General features: G+C 39.4%; 21 protein-coding genes and 1 other annotated feature. Of the genes, 12 read left to right on the forward strand and 9 right to left on the reverse strand.

The genetic code is table 11. The annotated features are described in order from the left end of the window. Positions 1-193: 193 nt before the first annotated feature. The 6 genes from dltX (at position 194) to ACNQGS_RS24050 (ending at position 4,757) form a co-directional block, all read left to right on the forward strand. Positions 194-343 (forward strand): teichoic acid D-Ala incorporation-associated protein DltX, encoded by a 150-nt coding sequence (dltX, locus tag ACNQGS_RS24025; protein ID WP_213140447.1) that lies wholly within the window; start codon positions 194-196, stop codon positions 341-343. Between the two features lie 15 nt (positions 344-358). Beyond that, the gene (gene dltA, locus ACNQGS_RS24030) at positions 359-1,876 is read left to right on the forward strand and encodes a D-alanine--poly(phosphoribitol) ligase subunit DltA (RefSeq protein ID WP_491489526.1); all 1,518 of its coding nucleotides are present in this window, start codon (positions 359-361) and stop codon (positions 1,874-1,876) included. After that, positions 1,873-3,039, forward strand: coding sequence for a D-alanyl-lipoteichoic acid biosynthesis protein DltB (dltB, locus tag ACNQGS_RS24035; RefSeq protein ID WP_491489527.1), 1,167 nt, complete (start codon positions 1,873-1,875; stop codon positions 3,037-3,039). Before dltA ends, dltB begins: the two co-directional genes overlap by 4 nt. Before the next feature lie 5 nt (positions 3,040-3,044). Then, positions 3,045-3,281, forward strand: a complete 237-nt coding sequence (gene dltC, locus ACNQGS_RS24040) for a D-alanine--poly(phosphoribitol) ligase subunit DltC (protein ID WP_491489528.1) — start codon at positions 3,045-3,047, stop codon at positions 3,279-3,281. Beyond that, positions 3,278-4,474, forward strand: coding sequence for a D-alanyl-lipoteichoic acid biosynthesis protein DltD (gene dltD, locus ACNQGS_RS24045; RefSeq protein WP_491489529.1), 1,197 nt, complete (start codon positions 3,278-3,280; stop codon positions 4,472-4,474). The genes dltC and dltD overlap by 4 nt, the downstream gene beginning before the upstream one ends. Positions 4,475-4,547: 73 nt before the next feature. After that, positions 4,548-4,757: a twin-arginine translocase TatA/TatE family subunit gene (locus ACNQGS_RS24050; RefSeq protein ID WP_491489530.1), complete on the forward strand. Its 210-nt coding sequence runs from the start codon at positions 4,548-4,550 to the stop codon at positions 4,755-4,757. Between the two features lie 68 nt (positions 4,758-4,825). Here ACNQGS_RS24050 and ACNQGS_RS24055 read toward each other — a convergent pair whose 3' ends face one another. Together ACNQGS_RS24055 and ACNQGS_RS24060 are read right to left on the reverse strand one after the other, a co-directional pair. Next, positions 4,826-4,951, reverse strand: coding sequence for a hypothetical protein (locus tag ACNQGS_RS24055; RefSeq protein ID WP_491489531.1), 126 nt, complete (start codon positions 4,949-4,951; stop codon positions 4,826-4,828). 134 nt (positions 4,952-5,085) lie between these two features. Next, the gene (locus ACNQGS_RS24060) at positions 5,086-5,646 is read right to left on the reverse strand and encodes a hypothetical protein (RefSeq protein ID WP_491489532.1); all 561 of its coding nucleotides are present in this window, start codon (positions 5,644-5,646) and stop codon (positions 5,086-5,088) included. Between the two features lie 279 nt (positions 5,647-5,925). On the opposite strand from ACNQGS_RS24060, the gene ACNQGS_RS24065 reads away from it, so the two are divergent. Next, complete coding sequence (locus ACNQGS_RS24065; RefSeq protein WP_491489533.1) at positions 5,926-7,149, forward strand: NAD(P)/FAD-dependent oxidoreductase; 1,224 nt, start codon at positions 5,926-5,928, stop codon at positions 7,147-7,149. Positions 7,150-7,253: 104 nt separating this feature from the next. Here the strand turns inward: ACNQGS_RS24065 and ACNQGS_RS24070 are convergent, their stop codons facing one another. The 4 genes from ACNQGS_RS24070 to ACNQGS_RS24085 form a co-directional block, all read right to left on the reverse strand. Beyond that, positions 7,254-7,622 carry a VOC family protein gene (locus ACNQGS_RS24070; RefSeq protein WP_491489534.1) on the reverse strand — a complete coding sequence of 123 codons (369 nt, stop codon included), beginning with the start codon at positions 7,620-7,622 and terminating at the stop codon, positions 7,254-7,256. Positions 7,623-7,693: 71 nt separating this feature from the next. Then, the gene (locus ACNQGS_RS24075) at positions 7,694-8,674 is read right to left on the reverse strand and encodes an ABC transporter permease (RefSeq protein ID WP_423802021.1); all 981 of its coding nucleotides are present in this window, start codon (positions 8,672-8,674) and stop codon (positions 7,694-7,696) included. Continuing rightward, the gene (locus ACNQGS_RS24080) at positions 8,667-9,581 is read right to left on the reverse strand and encodes an ABC transporter ATP-binding protein (RefSeq protein ID WP_491489535.1); all 915 of its coding nucleotides are present in this window, start codon (positions 9,579-9,581) and stop codon (positions 8,667-8,669) included. The genes ACNQGS_RS24075 and ACNQGS_RS24080 overlap by 8 nt, the downstream gene beginning before the upstream one ends. A 12-nt stretch (positions 9,582-9,593) precedes the next feature. Then, positions 9,594-10,370 carry an SGNH/GDSL hydrolase family protein gene (locus ACNQGS_RS24085; RefSeq protein WP_213140457.1) on the reverse strand — a complete coding sequence of 259 codons (777 nt, stop codon included), beginning with the start codon at positions 10,368-10,370 and terminating at the stop codon, positions 9,594-9,596. Between the two features lie 215 nt (positions 10,371-10,585). On the opposite strand from ACNQGS_RS24085, the gene ACNQGS_RS24090 reads away from it, so the two are divergent. Beyond that, entirely contained in the window at positions 10,586-11,434 is an 849-nt protein-coding gene (locus ACNQGS_RS24090; protein WP_491489537.1) for a DegV family protein, read from the forward strand. Positions 11,435-11,588: 154 nt separating this feature from the next. Here ACNQGS_RS24090 and hmpA read toward each other — a convergent pair whose 3' ends face one another. After that, positions 11,589-12,854, reverse strand: coding sequence for an NO-inducible flavohemoprotein (gene hmpA / locus ACNQGS_RS24095; RefSeq protein WP_491489538.1), 1,266 nt, complete (start codon positions 12,852-12,854; stop codon positions 11,589-11,591). Between the two features lie 223 nt (positions 12,855-13,077). Here hmpA and ACNQGS_RS24100 point away from each other — a divergent pair, with 223 nt between their 5' ends. After that, entirely contained in the window at positions 13,078-13,689 is a 612-nt protein-coding gene (locus tag ACNQGS_RS24100; protein ID WP_491489566.1) for a YdcF family protein, read from the forward strand. 4 nt (positions 13,690-13,693) lie between these two features. Here ACNQGS_RS24100 and ACNQGS_RS24105 read toward each other — a convergent pair whose 3' ends face one another. Continuing rightward, complete coding sequence (locus tag ACNQGS_RS24105; RefSeq protein WP_491489539.1) at positions 13,694-14,254, reverse strand: GNAT family N-acetyltransferase; 561 nt, start codon at positions 14,252-14,254, stop codon at positions 13,694-13,696. Between the two features lie 61 nt (positions 14,255-14,315). Next, positions 14,316-15,746 carry a proline--tRNA ligase gene (gene proS, locus ACNQGS_RS24110; RefSeq protein WP_491489540.1) on the reverse strand — a complete coding sequence of 477 codons (1,431 nt, stop codon included), beginning with the start codon at positions 15,744-15,746 and terminating at the stop codon, positions 14,316-14,318. 95 nt (positions 15,747-15,841) lie between these two features. After that, positions 15,842-16,057: a binding site (T-box leader), on the reverse strand. Between the two features lie 169 nt (positions 16,058-16,226). Between proS and ACNQGS_RS24115 the strand changes: the two genes are divergently transcribed. The 3 genes from ACNQGS_RS24115 to ACNQGS_RS24125 all read left to right on the forward strand — a co-directional run bounded on the left by ACNQGS_RS24115 (position 16,227) and on the right by ACNQGS_RS24125 (position 17,262). Continuing rightward, positions 16,227-16,364, forward strand: a complete 138-nt coding sequence (locus ACNQGS_RS24115; RefSeq protein WP_491489541.1) for a hypothetical protein — start codon at positions 16,227-16,229, stop codon at positions 16,362-16,364. A gap of 102 nt (positions 16,365-16,466) precedes the next feature. Next, positions 16,467-16,667 (forward strand): hypothetical protein, encoded by a 201-nt coding sequence (locus ACNQGS_RS24120; RefSeq protein WP_491489542.1) that lies wholly within the window; start codon positions 16,467-16,469, stop codon positions 16,665-16,667. Between the two features lie 133 nt (positions 16,668-16,800). After that, positions 16,801-17,262, forward strand: a complete 462-nt coding sequence (locus tag ACNQGS_RS24125) for a MarR family winged helix-turn-helix transcriptional regulator (RefSeq protein ID WP_491489543.1) — start codon at positions 16,801-16,803, stop codon at positions 17,260-17,262. Position 17,263: the final 1 nt, after the last annotated feature.

Here is a 17,263-nt window from a genome sequence, read left to right on the forward strand (position 1 = left end):
GCCTGGAGCGCAAATCAACAGACTTTTCAACAGCCTGTCCCCCCAATTCCTTTTGAGTTTCTTAATAAAATTTAATAATTTATTAAGTTTTTATTTATTGAGGCGGGATTAAAAGCTATTTATGATTAGTTAGTAGATTAAAAAAATGGTTCATTTTAACTACATCAAAACAACAATACTGGAGGATTCACCAATGTTTGCTAGGTTAAAAGTTTTCTTTGCCAATCAAAAGATAAAATGGTTTGGCAGATTTTTTTATTACTTGCTTATCCTCCTTCTATTATTCTTCATGTATGGCTTCAACGACGCAAGCGCAGGTGCTTATATTTATAACGATTTTTAACGGGAGGCATCCAAGATGAAAATGTTATCAACCATTCAGAGCTTTGCAATTTCAAATCCAAATACATTGGCATATATCTCTCCCACTGAAGAAATCACTTATGGTGAGTTATGGAGACAATCTGAACAAGTAGGAGCATATCTTCTTAACGAAATGAACGAAAGAAAAACTCCTGTGATTGTTTACGGCCATATGGATGCTTCCATGATTAGTTCCTTTTTGGGCTGCGTAAAAGCAGGTTTAGCCTATATCCCTGTTGATACCTCCATTCCAATCGAAAGAATCATGACGATCATTAGCCGTTCCCATGCGGAATTGGTTATTAATACAACTGGGCTGGACCTTGATTTTGACAATCTTCCTGTCACGACTGTTAATTTTGAAAAAGTCATGGCTGAACAGGTAACTACTGCCCCAATTCATGTTGCAAATTGGGTTGACGGTGACGAAAACTATTACATTATTTATACATCGGGCAGTACGGGCAATCCAAAAGGTGTGCAGATTTCCGCCAATAACCTGCAAAGCTTTGTCGATTGGATGTTGAACGACTTTCCAATCACAAGAAATCAGCGGTTTTTAAACCAGGCTCCCTACTCTTTTGATCTTTCCGTAATGGACCTATATCCAGCGCTTGCAAGCGGAGGGACTATTTTTGCGATTACAAAAGAGATGATTGCCAAGCCAAAGTTGCTATTCGCAGCATTAGCAAAATCCAAAACAGAGGTCTGGACCTCGACACCATCTTTCGTGCAAATGTGTTTAATGGATCCGTCCTTTAACCAAGAGCTTTTACCGGAACTGAGGATATTCTTATTTTGCGGTGAGATCTTGCCGGCTACGATTTGTCAGCAGTTAATAGAACGATTCCCTAAAGCCAGGATTTATAACACCTACGGGCCTACGGAAGCAACGGTTGCTGTAACTTCCGTTGAGGTAACTTCAGAATTGCTTGAAGCGAATCCCAATCTGCCAATCGGAAAATCTAAAGCAGATACCCAGATTTTCATTGTCGATGAAAACGGCACCCCCGTCCCACGGGGAGAAAAAGGTGAAATGATTATTGTTGGTCCAAGTGTAAGTAAAGGCTATCTTGGAGAAAAAGAGCTGACTGAAAAAGCGTTTCTTCGTTTCGATGATAAACAGGCATATCGAACTGGTGACGCAGCCTTTATCGACGAAAAAGGTTTTATTTTCTACAAAGGCAGAATGGATTTTCAAATCAAACTGCACGGCTACCGGATGGAATTGGAGGAGATTGAATATCATATTGCCAATTCCAAATATGTTAAATCAGCAGCGGTAGTGCCTATTTACCAAAATGACAAAATAGAGTATTTACTGGCAGCCATCATCCCTACTGCTCATGAGTTTGAAAAGGAATTTCAGTTGACCAGTGCTATCAAAAAAGAACTCAGCGAGGTATTGCCCGTCTATATGATTCCGAGAAAGTTCTCCTATTTTGAAGAACTGCCGATGACGGCAAACGGAAAAATGGATCGAAAAAAATTCAAGGAATTGGTGTTGCAATGACACCATATGGTTCTTTTACATTCTTTATCATCCTTGCTGTACTATTAGCGCCAACTGCTGTTCTGGGACTTATGGGAAAAAGGTTTCACACCTACAATATGTTTATTACGGTTGTTGCCCTAGGGTTAATCTTTGCTTCATCCCTTAAGCAGGCTGCGGACTTAATTATCTTTACCGTTTGGCAGGTAGTATTAATACAGTCATATATATCTTACCGAAAAAAAAGCAATAGCAATGGCGTCTTTTACGGGGCCGTGATCATATCGATTTTACCGCTTGTTCTTTCCAAGCTGCTGCCCTATTTTTCGGATGTTAATTTCATCAGTTTTCTAGGTATTTCCTATTTAACGTTTAAGGGCACACAATTAGTGATGGAAACAAGGGATGGACTGATCAAGAAAAACCCTCCCCTTTCCCGACTGCTCTATTTTATCTTGTTTTTCCCGACTATTTCATCAGGCCCGATTGACCGCTATCGTCGATTTGAAAAAGATATGGCTCTTGAAATGCCAGGGGAACAATATAAATTGTTACTATATGAAGGAATCAATAAAATTTTTCGTGGTTTCCTATATAAATACATTATCGGATACTCTATTAATCACTATTTTATAGCCAATCTGAGATTTATTGCTCACAGTCATTTTGAGAATCATCTTTATTATATGTATGCTTACAGCCTTTACCTATTTTTTGATTTTGCCGGTTATAGTGCGTTTGCAGTCGGTGTCAGCTATATTATGGGGATTAAATCGCCGGAAAACTTTAATAAGCCATTTATCAGCCGTAATATAAAAGATTTCTGGAACCGCTGGCATATGAGCCTTTCTTTTTGGTTTAGGGACTATGTCTATATGAGATTTGTCTTTTGGATGACTAAGAAGAAATGGACAAAAAACAGAAACCTGCTCTCAAACCTTGGCTATATTCTACTGTTTTTATTAATGGGAGTCTGGCACGGCCTTGAGATGCAATATATCATTTATGGGATTTACCACGCTGTATTAATGGTAGCCTATAATTCATTTGAGCAGTTGAATAAAAAGCATAAATGGTGGCCGCAAAATAAATGGACAAATGCCATCTCAATTGTGATTACCTTCCATTTCATTTGCTTTGGTTTTTATATTTTCTCTGGACAATTATTTCATAAAGGAGCTTGATTAAGATGGAATTCAAAAATGAAGTGATTACTTTATTGGCAGAAATTTGTCAGGACGATATTGTGAAGGAAAATCCGGATATTGATTTATTTGATGCCGGTTTATTAGATTCATTCGGAACAGTCGAACTGCTTGTCCAAGCCGAGGAACGTTTCGGTATTACTGTTCCGATTACAGAATTTGATCGTGAAACATGGAATACACCGAATCAAATTGCCATTCAGCTGGCTGATTTAAAATGAAAAAAGCCTTATTTTCTCCCATCCTCATCGCCTTTCTTGGATTGGTTATGATCATTGGGATACCCAATAATTGGATTATCAATATGATTCCCAAAAACAGGGTAGCACAAGCTGCAACAGAATTAAACCCATTTATGTTTCAAGGTAAGTATATTCAAGATAAGATGCTTGAAGATCCTCGTTATTTACCTATTTATGGGTCTTCTGAGCTTGCAAGGCTGGACCGTTTCCACCCAAATAATTATTTTCAAGAAACCGGGGCAGATTTTACCCCTTTTCTTGTTGGCCGGGGAGGAATGGAATCATTAATCCATTTTCTTAATTTTTCAGAACATGCCCAGCAGCTGAAAGGAAAGAAGTTAGTTTTTGTTCTATCGCCACAATGGTTCCAGCCTGAAGGTACAGACGAAACCCATTTTGTTCCAAACTATTCCTCTTTACAGGGATATGATTTAGCCTTTAACAAAAATATCAATCCAGACCTTAAGAAAAAGGCAATGAAACGTCTTTTACAGTTCTCGCCTGTACAAAACGATCCGATTCTTTCTACTATGTACCGGGCGGAATTGACAAAAGATCCGTGGATTAAACGAGCAAGTTATCTGGTGCGTCCGATTGCGTTCACCTATCGGGAGTTATTGGAGAAGAAAGACCTTTATTATACGTTAGCGGGTGGGTTTTCAAGCAAACGAGACATTAGTCCATCGGTTAAAAATAAATCATGGACTGAATTAGCGGAACAGGCAGACCGATATGGTGAGAAAAGAGCAACGAATAATGCCTTCTATATTAGTAACTACCAGTATGATAAAATTCGAAAATTATTGCCTTCATTAAAAAACTCAAAAACAGGTGCTTCTTATGGCGAATCACCTGAATACGATGATTTTGAACTTGTTCTTGATCTTTTAAAGGATTCAGGGGCAGAACCCTTATTTATATCTGTTCCGGTCAATGGTAAATGGTATGACTATACTGATTTCCCTCAAGAGGGTCGAACCGCCTACTACGATCGTATTAAGAAGCAAATTGAGGCGAACGACTTTCGGGTTGCCGATTTCTCCAATCATGAATACGACCCCTACTTTATGAAAGATACTATTCATATAGGCTGGAAAGGCTGGGTTTATGTTGATAAAGCCATAAAAGATTTCTATGATGGACATGAAAATACATCGGTAGCCTTGGAATAGACAGTGCTAGAATAATGGCGGATAAATCTGTATAATATATCTGAACAAATAATCATCGCTAGGAGATGAAGGAATGTTTTCCAACATTGGAGTACCCGGATTAATTTTGATTTTAATTGTTGCGTTAGTTATTTTTGGTCCAAATAAACTGCCGGAAATTGGCCGTGCCTTTGGTAAGTCCATCCGTGAATTTAAAAATGCCACCAGCGGAATTGCTGAAGATATTAAGACGGAAATACATGAAGACATTAAAGAGGCGAAAAAAGTCGACATTACAAAATAATCCTAAAAACAAGGCTGTCTCAAAACACAAGGGTTTGACCCGTGTTGAGGCAGCCTTTTTACTAGTCATTATCTTCTTGATTTTTTTGCTAGTCCCTGGAGTTGATTCATGATTTTTTTACGGGACTTGTCATTCCGCATTAAATACGCAGCCCCTAATGCTACAGTTGTCATCATTAATTTTTTTCGATCCATACCCATACCTCCCCTTCATGTCTCCCTTTTAAAATTCCCCTTTGACAAGCTTTTAATAATGTAATTTTTTATTGGCATAAACACTCAATAGAAAAAGCCAACTACAAATAATTGGCTTTTTCTTTGAGATATTTTTATTCACCGAGTTTTTCTTTGAGCTTCGCATTATGGTCCTTAAATTGTATTAATAATTGATTAAGGGTTTCTGCTGCCTTTTTCGAATCGTTTTTCTCTACCGCAAGCCTAAGGTCATGAAATGTTTTCCATTTCATCATATCTTTTTCACCATGAGCCTTTTTGATAAATTCTTCTTTGGTAATTTTCCCTTCATCTAATTGTTTCTTAAGCTCAGTCATTTTTTGCATTTTCTCTTTCTTCCATTGCTCCCGTTTTTCGGCATTTTCCGGACTCATCCATTTGGTGCGAAGAGCATTTCTCTCCTTCAGAACAGCCTCCCAGTCTTTTTTCTTATCTGGAGTATACTTCTCTACCGATGATAAAAGCTGCTTCTGCCGTTCTGCCATTTTAGCCTGCCAGTCACGATGCATCCCATGTTCATGCTTAGTCTCTTCCGCTTCGCAGTCACAGGGTTTTTCAAGCTGTTTCCCAGTGGTGTCAGGCACCATATTCGCCTTCCCAAGACCAGGTACCGCCAAGAACAGTCCTAATAATAAACAAGCAATTTTGCTTTTCATAAAAATCTCCTTTCAAAATCTTTTATATTTTTTCGAAACCAATGAATGTAATTAGGCACGAATTTATAATGCCCAATTTACGAAAAAAAATTTACCATTTTGACAAAATTTTAGTGATTATTAACTTGTACTCTCTGAAAAAATATCGTAACCTATATACATAAATTGATTGTGAATGTTTTCACACAGGGAAATGAAATGAGATTTTTTGTCTTATTTTTTTAAAATATTATGTGAAACATTTCACAATATAGATATTTTTCTGGGAGCTGATGACATATGACAAAGCCAAAAATTGTGATTCTCGGTGCTGGATACGGGGGCATTATTACAAGCAAACGACTGGAGAAGTTGTTAAAAGATGGGGAAGCAGACGTAACCCTTATTAATAAACACGATTATCATTACATAACCACCCAGCTCCACAAAATTGGCGTTGGTACGGCGGGTGATCGGCAATTTGCCATTTCCATTCCGGATTTAGTTGACACTAACAAAACCCGATTTATTAAAGGTGCGGTATCCACTGTCGATATCCAAAACCAGTTAGTTCAGCTAGATGGCGGGGATACCATCGAATATGACTATTTAGTGACGGCATTAGGCTTTGAAGTAGAAACATTTGGGATTCCAGGCATTAAAGAAAATGCCTTGGCAATCCGCAGCTTTAGGAGCTCAAAAGCAATTTATCATCATATCACAAAGCAGTTGAACCTCTATAAAGAGGATCAAGACCCTTCTCGGTTAACCTTTGTGGTTGCTGGCGGAGGATTTACCGGGATTGAGATGCTAGGAGAATTAGCCGAGGGACTGCCAAATCTTTGCAGACAACACAATATTCCATTTGAAAAAGTAAAAATCATTGCCGTGGAAGCGGCTCAATCTGTTATTCCCTTCTTTCCAAAACAATCAATAAAGTATGCAACTGAAACATTAGAGAAATTTAATGTTGAATTATTGACTTCGAAGAAGATATTGGAATGCACTCCAGAAAAACTATTGTTAGAATCCGATTTGGAAATTCCTGCTCGAACTATCATATGGTCCTGTGGCGTAAAGGCAAATTCCATTGTCGAAAAATTTGGATTGCCGCTTGAAAAAGGAAAGATTCCTGTTGATTCGTACCTTAGGGTAAAAAATATGACGACCGTCTTCAGCGTTGGGGATTGCTCACTATTCATGAAGGATGAAAAAAGCTCTTTACCCCCTACTGCGCAGGTTGCCCTCCAGCAAGCACCTGTTTGTGCACAGAATATTGTGTCTACACTCCGCGGCAATGAATTGAAGGTGTTTGAATACCATCATAAAGGGACAGTTGCTTCCATTGGCAATTTTGCCGCAGTTGGCTTAGTTGGTCGCTTCCGCCTTTCCGGTTTATTTGGCGCCTTCATGAAACAAGTGATTGAAGCACGATATTTGTTCAATCTCGGCGGACCTGCATTAATCCTAAAGCAGCACTTTAGAATCGACCGCGATCCTGTCAAATTCACTGCAAAACAATAACCTTATGATTAAAGGATGCAGCCAACTTACCTGTCTCGATTGATCAGAAAGACAGAATCTCATCAGATATAGAAAACAGCCCGCTTGTAACGGCGGGCTGTTTTTTATATCCATTCTAATAACTCAAGGCGGTTTCCGAATGGATCATGCAGGTGAATCCGGTTTGCACCAGGTAGATTGTCGTCTGTAGTAAAAGGTATATCGTTATTATTTAGATGCTCTTTTAAGGCGTCGATGTTTTCCACAACAAGGGCAGGATGGGCTTTTTTAGCAGGGCTAAAGGGATCCTCTACTCCAATATGAATTTGGAACGTACCAAACTCAAACCAAACGCCGCCGCGTTTCTTTAATTCCTCCGGTTTCTCCACCTCGGCTAACCCTAAAATATCTCCAAAAAATTTTCTTGCTTCGTCTTCACAGCCTTTTGGAGCAGCCAGTTGGACATGATCAATTTTTTTGACGACAAAAGACATATTGATTCCCCCATTTTCTTCGTTTACACCTTTTATTTTATAAAATTTAAAAATTTCTATCAAATTTTAATTTAGTAAACATCCCTCTTGGTAAAGACCATAAACGATACCATTAATGCTGCCGCCCACCACACTAACAGGGTGAGCAATGAAAACGACAGCGTCATACCTTCAATTGGCGGTGCGTTCCCCTTCATATAGTCTGTCAGTCTTAAATTCACCATAAAAAAGAATTTGGCTGATTTCCATGATGAAACCATATTATTTAAAATCGCCCCGGAAATTAAGGCTGCCAGCATAACCCCCATCCCTGCCGCGGTACTGCGGATTAAAACCGATAACATAAACGACAAGGTGCCAACGACGATAGCTACGAACCAAACAAGTCCAAAATCCATTAATAAAAACTTCCACAGACTTAACAGCCTTACTTCAGATGTATTTAACCCGGTATCGGTAACGCTGAACCCAGTTAGGATCGGTGCGCCCCATCCTTTGTATCCGAAAACAAGACCGGAAATACCATATGAGAGAATTCCGGCAATGGCAATAATTAATGAAACGGCAAGGCATAGTGTTATGTATTTGCTCAAGAGGATTTTCCATCTTTTGACGGGCCGTGTTAAGAGCAGTTTGACAGTGCCAAGACTATGCTCAGAGGAAACCAAGTCACTGGCTATAACCATCACCATTAAAGGAATAAACAGGTCAATTGAATTTTCCAGAAAAATCCGCATAAAAGTAGGTGCCCCGGGTTCAGAAGGATTAATATCATGTTCAAGGTAATACTGCTGCTGCTGAAGCGAGATTTGCAGCTGTTTTTTCCATTCGTCTGAAATCCGGCTGCTCGATAAACGATTGGTGGTGTCGACAATCTGCTGCTGAAGTATGGTCCGCCAATCACTGGTACCCAATTTCTCCCGCTGTGTTTCAATCTGCTTATATTGAGCATAAGTAAACAACATGACAAGAACGCCAATGATGATGGCAATAACGATTAATCGTTTCTTGGCTATCAGTTTGAGCATTTCATTTTGAATCAATTTATGCAATTGTCTCACCCCCAGTAAGCTCAAGGAACAAATCTTCGAGCACAGGAAGCTTTCGATGGAATTCAATTACCGAAACGCCAGCATCAACAAGCTGTTTATTCCACTCAGGCGTTCTTTGTTCGTCAAACTCTGTTAAAATGGTGCCGTCTTCTTTTTCCTCTATTGCTGTCATCGCTGCTAATACTTGTTTTCCTTTGTCAATCGGCGCAAGCCGCCAGACGACTCTTTCACGATTTGATAACAACTTTTCAACTGTATCGATGCGTATGATGGCACCCTTTGAAATAATGGCAACCCGGTCACACAATAATTGAATTTCACTTAATAAATGGCTCGAGACAAGGACACTCAATCCTTCCTGTTCGGCCAAAAAGCGGATAAATTCCCGCATTTCACGAATTCCGGCGGGATCTAGTCCGTTAGTCGGCTCATCCAGAATCAGCACCTTCGGATTTCCTAATAGTGCTTGGGCAATTCCCAGGCGCTGCCGCATACCAAGTGAGTAAGTTTTTACTTTATCATGAATTCTTTCGGCCAAGCCAACAAGCTCCGTCACTTCCTTAATGCGTTCTTCGCCGATCCCATCAAGCATGCGAGCAAAGTGAAGCAGGTTATTATAACCCGACAAATATGGGTATAATTCTGGATTTTCGACAATGCAGCCCAAATTTTCCATTGCCTTTTGAAAATGCTCTCTAATGTTATAACCACAAATGTGAATAGTTCCGGAGGTCGGTTTGATTAGACCGACAAGCATACGGATTGTCGTTGTTTTGCCTGCGCCATTTGGCCCGAGGAAGCCAAATACTTCTCCTTCCCGCAAGTCAAAGCTCAATCCCCTGATAATCTCTCTACGCCCGATTACTTTTTTCAAATCCTTAACGGACAATGTTATTTTTTTCTCCATCGGTTTAACTCCTTACCATGTCATCAATGCAGCAACTCGTTCAGCTATTAACCGATACCCTTTTTGATTCGGATGGAACTTATCCGAATATAAATAATCATTTACCTTCAATTCAAATAAATCGAACGTCGGAACAAATACGATTTTAGGGAATAAGGCACTAATTTCAGCGCTATCGTAATTCCATTTCCGAACAACTTTTGACATTTCTTTTCCTTGATTTAATTCAATGAAAGGATTGTACAAACCAACAAAGAACACATTGGCAGTCTGATTGTGTTTGCGGATTTCCGTGAAAATAAAATTCAAATTATCCAGATATTTTTTCTCAATGGCGGTTATATCCTCCGCTTGGAAATCCATTAACCCCTGTCCGCCTCGAAACAAATCGTTACCGCCGATTGTCACTAGCACAACATCTGCTTTTTGGATTTGTCTTCCGACTTCCTCCTCCTGAACCTGGTTGCGAAGCTGGTCCGATCTTTGGCCATTAATGCCGAGGTTGGTCAGTTGGACAGACTTTTTGGTTTTTTCCTTGATTTCGTCAACAAGGACACCTACATAGCCTTTCCCCGTCTCATCACCAGTTCCTCGTGTTAAGGAATCCCCAAGAGCCACTACGGTTAATCCCTTTTTCTGATCAACTTTCTGCTCCGAAACGGATGGCTTAGAGATATTTTCCGATGTACCTGCATAATACTCCCCAACTGCCCAACCGAGTCCTCCCAGCCAGAGGAGACAAAGGAGGGCTGCCACGCCCGTTATCGCCCGAATTGAATTCTTACTCATATGTTCATCCTTTCTGCCCTTCTTCTATCTTTAATTTAAACACTAATTGTTTGGGAAGCAAATTTGAGAATATGAATTTTAAGCGAAACTTAAAATAATTATTGACTCTACAATACGATTCTAGTATCTTTTATGTAGTTATGAAAACTACATGATTTGCTATTTTGAAATGTAAGCTATTACATCTATTGAATTACGCGGAAGGAAGAGGACTTATGAACAAGGCAAAGATTGCATGGATTACCGATACAACATCTTCTCTCTCTAAGGAATTTATTGAGAAGAATGACATACATGTTATCCCGCTTCATGTTGTTATTAACGACGAATTTTATAAGGAAACGATTGATATTACTCAAGAGGAATTTTACGAGCGAATGAAAAATGAGGATGGGAAATTCCAATCTTCCCAGCCGTCCATCAATGATTTCGTAGAGCTCTATGAGAAGTTGAAAGAGGAATATGATTTCGGGATTGCTGTCCATGCATCAAGTGTTCTAACCGGTACCTATCAAACTTCCGTTTTAGCCGCTAATATGGCTGGCTTTAAACTTTACGCTATTGATTCCCTTACAGGTTCTTATCCACTTTCCTTTATTGTTAAAAGAGGGATTGAGCTTGTTGAACAAGGACTTGAGATTGAAGAAGTTGTAAACAAGCTAAATGCTTTGCGTGAACATACGCGACTATTTTTAGTCCCTTCTAATCTCGATCAGCTGCACAAAAGCGGCCGCGTCTCAGGCGGACAAAAAATACTAGCATCGCTTCTAAATATTAAGCCGATATTAGCCATCGAGGAAGGTACGGCAAAAATTAAAGACAAGGTCCGTTCCGATAAAAAAGCCTTTGCTTGGCTAATAAAGACATTAAAAGAAGATTTGGAAACAAAAAAGGTTCAAAAAGCAGCTATTCTTCACGCAAACGATTCAAAAAAGGCATCGGAACTGGAGAAATTACTTAACGAAACCTTCCCAAATTTAAAAACTGAGATTATGATGTTGATAACCGTTGCAGGAGTTCATACTGGGGTCGGGACGACAGGTCTTTCCTGGGTATGCGAATAAATGAAAACTCGCCGATTGGCTAGTCCGATAGGACGAAGACAGAGGCGTAGTTGAATTTATGCGTTAGGAAAGTATAAATTTGTAAAAATTTATACTTTCTATTAGCTAAAAATAAAACCCGAATTCCATTCTTGGAAATTCGGGTTTTTGTTTATTAAACTGTAACTAACTCCTCAGACTGTTCGGCAATGGCTGTATCCTTTTCGTTATTTTCTAAACTTCCCATTGGTCCAAAGAATTCAAAGTGGATTCTCTCTTCAGTTACCCCAAGTCCTTTTAAAGAGCCATTAATGGCCTTCATGAATGGAACCGGTCCACAGAAATAGAATTCAGCATCTTCAATTGCTACATTCTCTTGCAGCCATTCACGTGTCACATAGCCTTCAACATCGAAACGATTGTTTTGGCGATCATCTTCTGTTGGGGAATCATAAAAAATGCAGCTATTTACATTGTCAAGCTGTGCAAGTTCTTCAACTTCTTCCCTAAGCGCATGGACATTACCATTTGCTGCCGCATGGACGAAGGTAACCTTTCTTTCCGGCTGAAGTTCTACCACTGTTTTTAACATGCTCATCATTGGAGTTAAACCTACACCGCCGCTAAGTAATACGACCGGATTCGTTTTTTCAGTATTTAACACAAAATCCCCTGCTGGCGCACTTACCTTTAAAATGTCTCCTTCTTTTACTTCATCATGAAGGTAATTAGATACGACTCCATCCGGATTTGGAGTACCAGCCTCGCGTTTCACGCTGATACGATAGTAATCTTTTCCTGGAGCATCTGAAAGGCTGTATTGACGGATATGGGTAAACTTTTCCCCTTTAATCTCTAGTGAAATACTAATATATTGACCTGGTTCAAAACCGGCAATCTCTTTTTGGTCTTCAGGCTTTAAATAGAAGGATGTAATGACATCACTTTCGATCACTTTGCGTTCAACGATAAAGTTGCGGAAACCGTCCCAGCCGCCTGTTTGATTAGCTGCTTGACCATACATTTCTGCTTCCACACCGATGAAGGCACCTGCGATTACTTCATAAGCTTGAGCCCAGGCATCGATGATTTCATCAGTTGCTGCATCTCCTAAAACATCCTTGATAGCAAGCAGCAAATGTTTTCCGACAATCGGATAATGCTCTGGTTTGATGCCGAGGCTTCTATGCTTGTGGGCAATTTGTTTGACTACAGGAATAATGGCTTCAAGATTGTCAATATACATTGCCGCAGCATAAACCGTTCCGGCAAGAGCTTTTTGTTGTCTTCCCTGTTTTTGGTTGGCGTGATTGAAAATGTTCAATAATTCAGGATGGTTCCCGAACATAAGCTGATAAAAGCGTGTCGTAATTTTTTCACCGTGTTGTTCTAAAACTGGAACTGTTGATTTAATAATCTCGATTGTTTTTTGGTCTAACATTATTGTCACTCCTCTTTATGTTTCCACTATAAATGTAGTGAATTTATATATCCGTAGTGAATTATATGATAGAAATCACTGAGAATAAGTGATGCAAATCACATATTGTTATTTTTGAATAATTCGGACTATGACTTTAGTCGCAAAATTTTCCAGTCAATTCATTTATAATGTAAAATAAAAAGGATTGGTAAATTGTTGAGGTGAGTAATCAATGAAATGGATTCGAAAAAAAGTAGTTTTATTGTTTTGGGTAATATTTGCGGCGGGGATCATTTATGCAGCGTTTTTACAATATAAGATATCCTTAAATTATGGTGTAGTTCCTGCTAAAAATGCGGATTACCTAATTGTTCTTGGCGCAAGAGTGAAAGGCACCGAACCATCGTTAACGTTAGCTAGCCGAATAGATGCAGCTTCCGTATATTTAAAGAAAAACCCAAGCACAATAGCCATTGCTTCAGGAGGGCAAGGTCCCGGAGAGGATATATCTGAAGCTGAATGTATTAAAAGAGAACTGCAGAAACTTGGGATTAACGAATCTCGGATTGTTTTAGAAGGTAAATCAACTGATACATATGAAAATATCCATTTTTCAAAAAAGCTCATTCCGAAATCTGCTAAAGATGGTGTTGTAGTAACGAACGACTTTCATCTCTATCGTGCCTTGTCACTTGCCGCTGACGCCAACCTTAAGGTACAAGGGCTTCCAGCGGATACACCGTTGATTGCTGTCCCAAAATCATATATTCGTGAATATTTAGCGATTACAAAATATTATTTAGTTACGTCCCTAGCTAATTTAAAAACTCGACTTTTGGTCGAGTTTTTTTGATACTTTATTTTATTTTGGCAAAAACACATGTATCTCTTGGTTCATTACCTACAACAGAAATACTATCATTTTTTAAAATGCCTTCCAGGTCAAATCCCAGACGTTCTGGAATGGCCCGGCTTTTCACGTTTTTGGAATCGCAGCGGATTTCTACCCGCTTGGCTTTCAATTCCTGAAAAGCAAAATTGATAATACCCTCAACCGCTTCCGTTATGTAACCCTTTCCGCTATGCCGCGTATCAATCCAGTAGCCAATTTCAAATTTGGGAACATCCCAGTTGATCCTATGCAATCCGGAAGATGCAATAAATTCACCGGTTTCTTTATGAAATATATGAAATCTTAGATCTTCTCTAGTGAGAAACTTCGCATGCGCTTCACGCATGTTGGCCTCTACCTCTTCTGGCGTTTGATCGCGGTGGGCCCAAGGCATCCACGGCTTCAGTTCGGTCAAGGAAGCCTGCATTGCCTCATAAACCGCTTTTCCGTCACCCGGCATCGGCTTACGGATAACTAATCTTTCTGTGTGAAATTCTTCTGGGAAATCTATTAAGATAGGTTTCATTTTGTGCACCTCCTAAAAAATGGGCTCTTCCCATCGAAAGAGCCCCCCAAAAAGGTAATTTTTAATATGCTTTTGCCCAGTAAACCATCTGATCAGCATCTTTTCCGCAGCAAACGCATTTATCTGATACTTTTTCTTGTTCAAATGGGATACAACGTGACGTAGCGCCGGTATCTTCTTTGATTTTTTCCTCACAGGCTAACTCGCCGCACCACATTGCTTTGATAAATCCTGGCTTTGCTTCTAAAGATTCCTTTAATTCAGCAAGTGTAGTCGCAACCGAGGTTCTTTCTTCACGATGCTTTAACGCTTTGTTGTACAGGTTCGACTGAATCTCCTCAAGCAGCGCTACAAGCTTCTCTTCTAATTGATCCATTGAAACGACGATTTTTTCCAAAGTGTCCCGGCGTACCAAAACTACCTGCTTGTTTTCGATATCCTTTGGACCAACTTCCAAACGGACAGGAATACCTTTCATTTCGTACTCATTGAACTTCCAGCCTGGCTTTTTGTCGCTGGCATCGATATCGACACGAGCCACTTTGCTAAGGGAATTTTTCAAGTCATATGCAAAGTCCAGTACGCCCTCTTTATGCTGTGCGATTGGCACAATCATGACTTGAGTTGGTGCTGCCTTTGGCGGAATCACAAGACCGCGGTCATCGCCGTGCACCATGATTAAGGCGCCGATTACACGGGTTGTAAAGCCCCATGATGTTTGATGGACATATTGCAGCTTTCCGTCTTTGTCGGTGTATTGGATGCCAAATGCTTCTGCAAAGCCAGTGCCAAAGTGGTGGGAAGTACCGGATTGCAATGCTTTTCCATCATGCATTAAGCTTTCAACCGTAAAGGTATGTTTTGCCCCAGCGAATTTTTCCTTTTGTGTTTTTTCCCCTTTTACAACAGGAATCGCTAGAGTGTTCTCAAGTACATCAGCATACACATTCAGCATTTTGATGGTTTCTTCCATCGCATCTTCATCGGTTGCATGGGCAGTATGGCCTTCCTGCCATAAGAATTCTAATGTCCGTAAGAATGGACGGGTTGTTTTCTCCCAGCGGACGACGTTTGCCCATTGATTATAAAGCTTTGGTAAATCGCGATAGGAGTGAATAATATTTTTATAATGCTCACAGAACAGAACCTCAGAAGTTGGGCGGACAACTAATCTTTCTGCCAACTCCTCAGATCCGCCATGGGTAACCCATGCAACTTCAGGAGCAAAACCCTCTACGTGGTCCTTTTCTTTTTGAAGCAGACTTTCAGGGATAAATAATGGCATATAAACATTTTCATGCCCTGTTTCTTTGATCCGACGGTCTACTTCATTTTTGATATTATCCCACAATGCAAACCCATATGGGCGGATAATCATCGAACCGCGAACACTTGAATAATCGATTAAATCTGCTTTAGTAACAACATCTGTATACCACTGCGCGAAGTCCTCATCCATTGCAGTAATATCTTTTACAAATTCCTTAGCCATTTTGACACCTCATCATTTTCTGAAAAATATTTCCCGCTCCAGCGCCTGTTTTAGACGCATTTAGCTTTTTGCATATAAAAAGGCCCTGATCCTAAAAAAGGGACCAAGGCCTGGCGGTACCACCCTAAATTCATAAAGCAAATGCTTTAAACTCTTTGCATGATAACGGATTTGATCCGCATGTATCTTCAATCCATCCGATACAGAACTCGGGAGGCAGGTTCAAATGACCGTCTTAAGAAACCTCGCACCAATGGTTTCCTCTCTTGGTAAGACCTTTTCATTTTACTAATCCCCGTCATTGTTTCTAGTTATATTTTTGAAAAAATTATATATTTCCCTTAGCTAAAAGTCAATTCCTTCATAAGAATATTTTTCTCAGCATTAACCATTATTGCCTTTTTTAAATTTTTAATACTACTTTAATCGACGTTCCGAATCAGTTAAAATGCTATTAATAGCTAAATTGGGGTGATTTGCATGGAAAAGGAAAAAAAGGATGAACTCGTGCTCGATGAGGAAGAAAAAGAAGCATTGCTTGAATACATGAGAATGCAAAATGAAGCCCTGAAACGTATTTTTAAAAATGCCGTTGAAAAAGAAAAAAATGAAGGATGATTCCTTAATTTGTTTCATAAACCTCTTTTTTAAAATCTAGCATTCTTTCCCCCGCCCCGAATATAATTAATAGAGAAATGCTAGATTTTAGGGGGAATGCTAGTGGTAAAGAAAGAACTGGAAATTAAAAGTGGTCCTAGTACAACAAACAATAAAAATGATATTAAGGTGAATAACCAATTCAGTTTAACAATTAACTTTGGCGATTCATTAAATGTGCTGGCATTGATAGCAGGTATATATCTAATCAAAAGAATCACGAATAGGAAAAAACTACAAAAGCATATGGAGCAATGGCCTTGATTGTTATACAATCAGGGTCTTTTTTTGCTGTTTGTTCCTAATTGACACAATATTTACTTTGTTATATAGTTTAACAAGTGAATAGTTCAATAAGTTAACTATTTTTCTCGCAAAGTAATGGGGTGAAGGCAAAATGGATAACAACACAATCCAGGATTTAATTGACCGTTATGTAAACATTTCCTTTCAGGTACATAAAAAGGCGGAAGCCTTAATTAAAAATCAACTTGGAAACGAATTGACCAATGACCAGCACTACATCTTAAGGTATATCCACCTGACAGGAGAATGTACCTCAACGGCATTGGCCGAAGCTTTTCAGGTCAATAAAAGTGCAATAACAGCCATTATCAATCGAATGACGGATAGAGGCTTGATACAAAGAACTAGAGACGAAAAGGATCGCAGAGTGGTTTATTTAACACTAACAAAAGAAGGCGTCGAACTGTTTCAAAGTGCCCAGGAAAAGGTCCATCAATTAGTTGAGTCTATCATTACCCAGTTCGATGAAACCGAAATCACAACTTTTATTAACACGTATGAAAAATTAGCACAAATTCTAGACAACAAGAAACAGGAAGAATTGGGGGAATAAC

This window comes from Neobacillus sp. PVCKKU3, assembly GCF_058323225.1.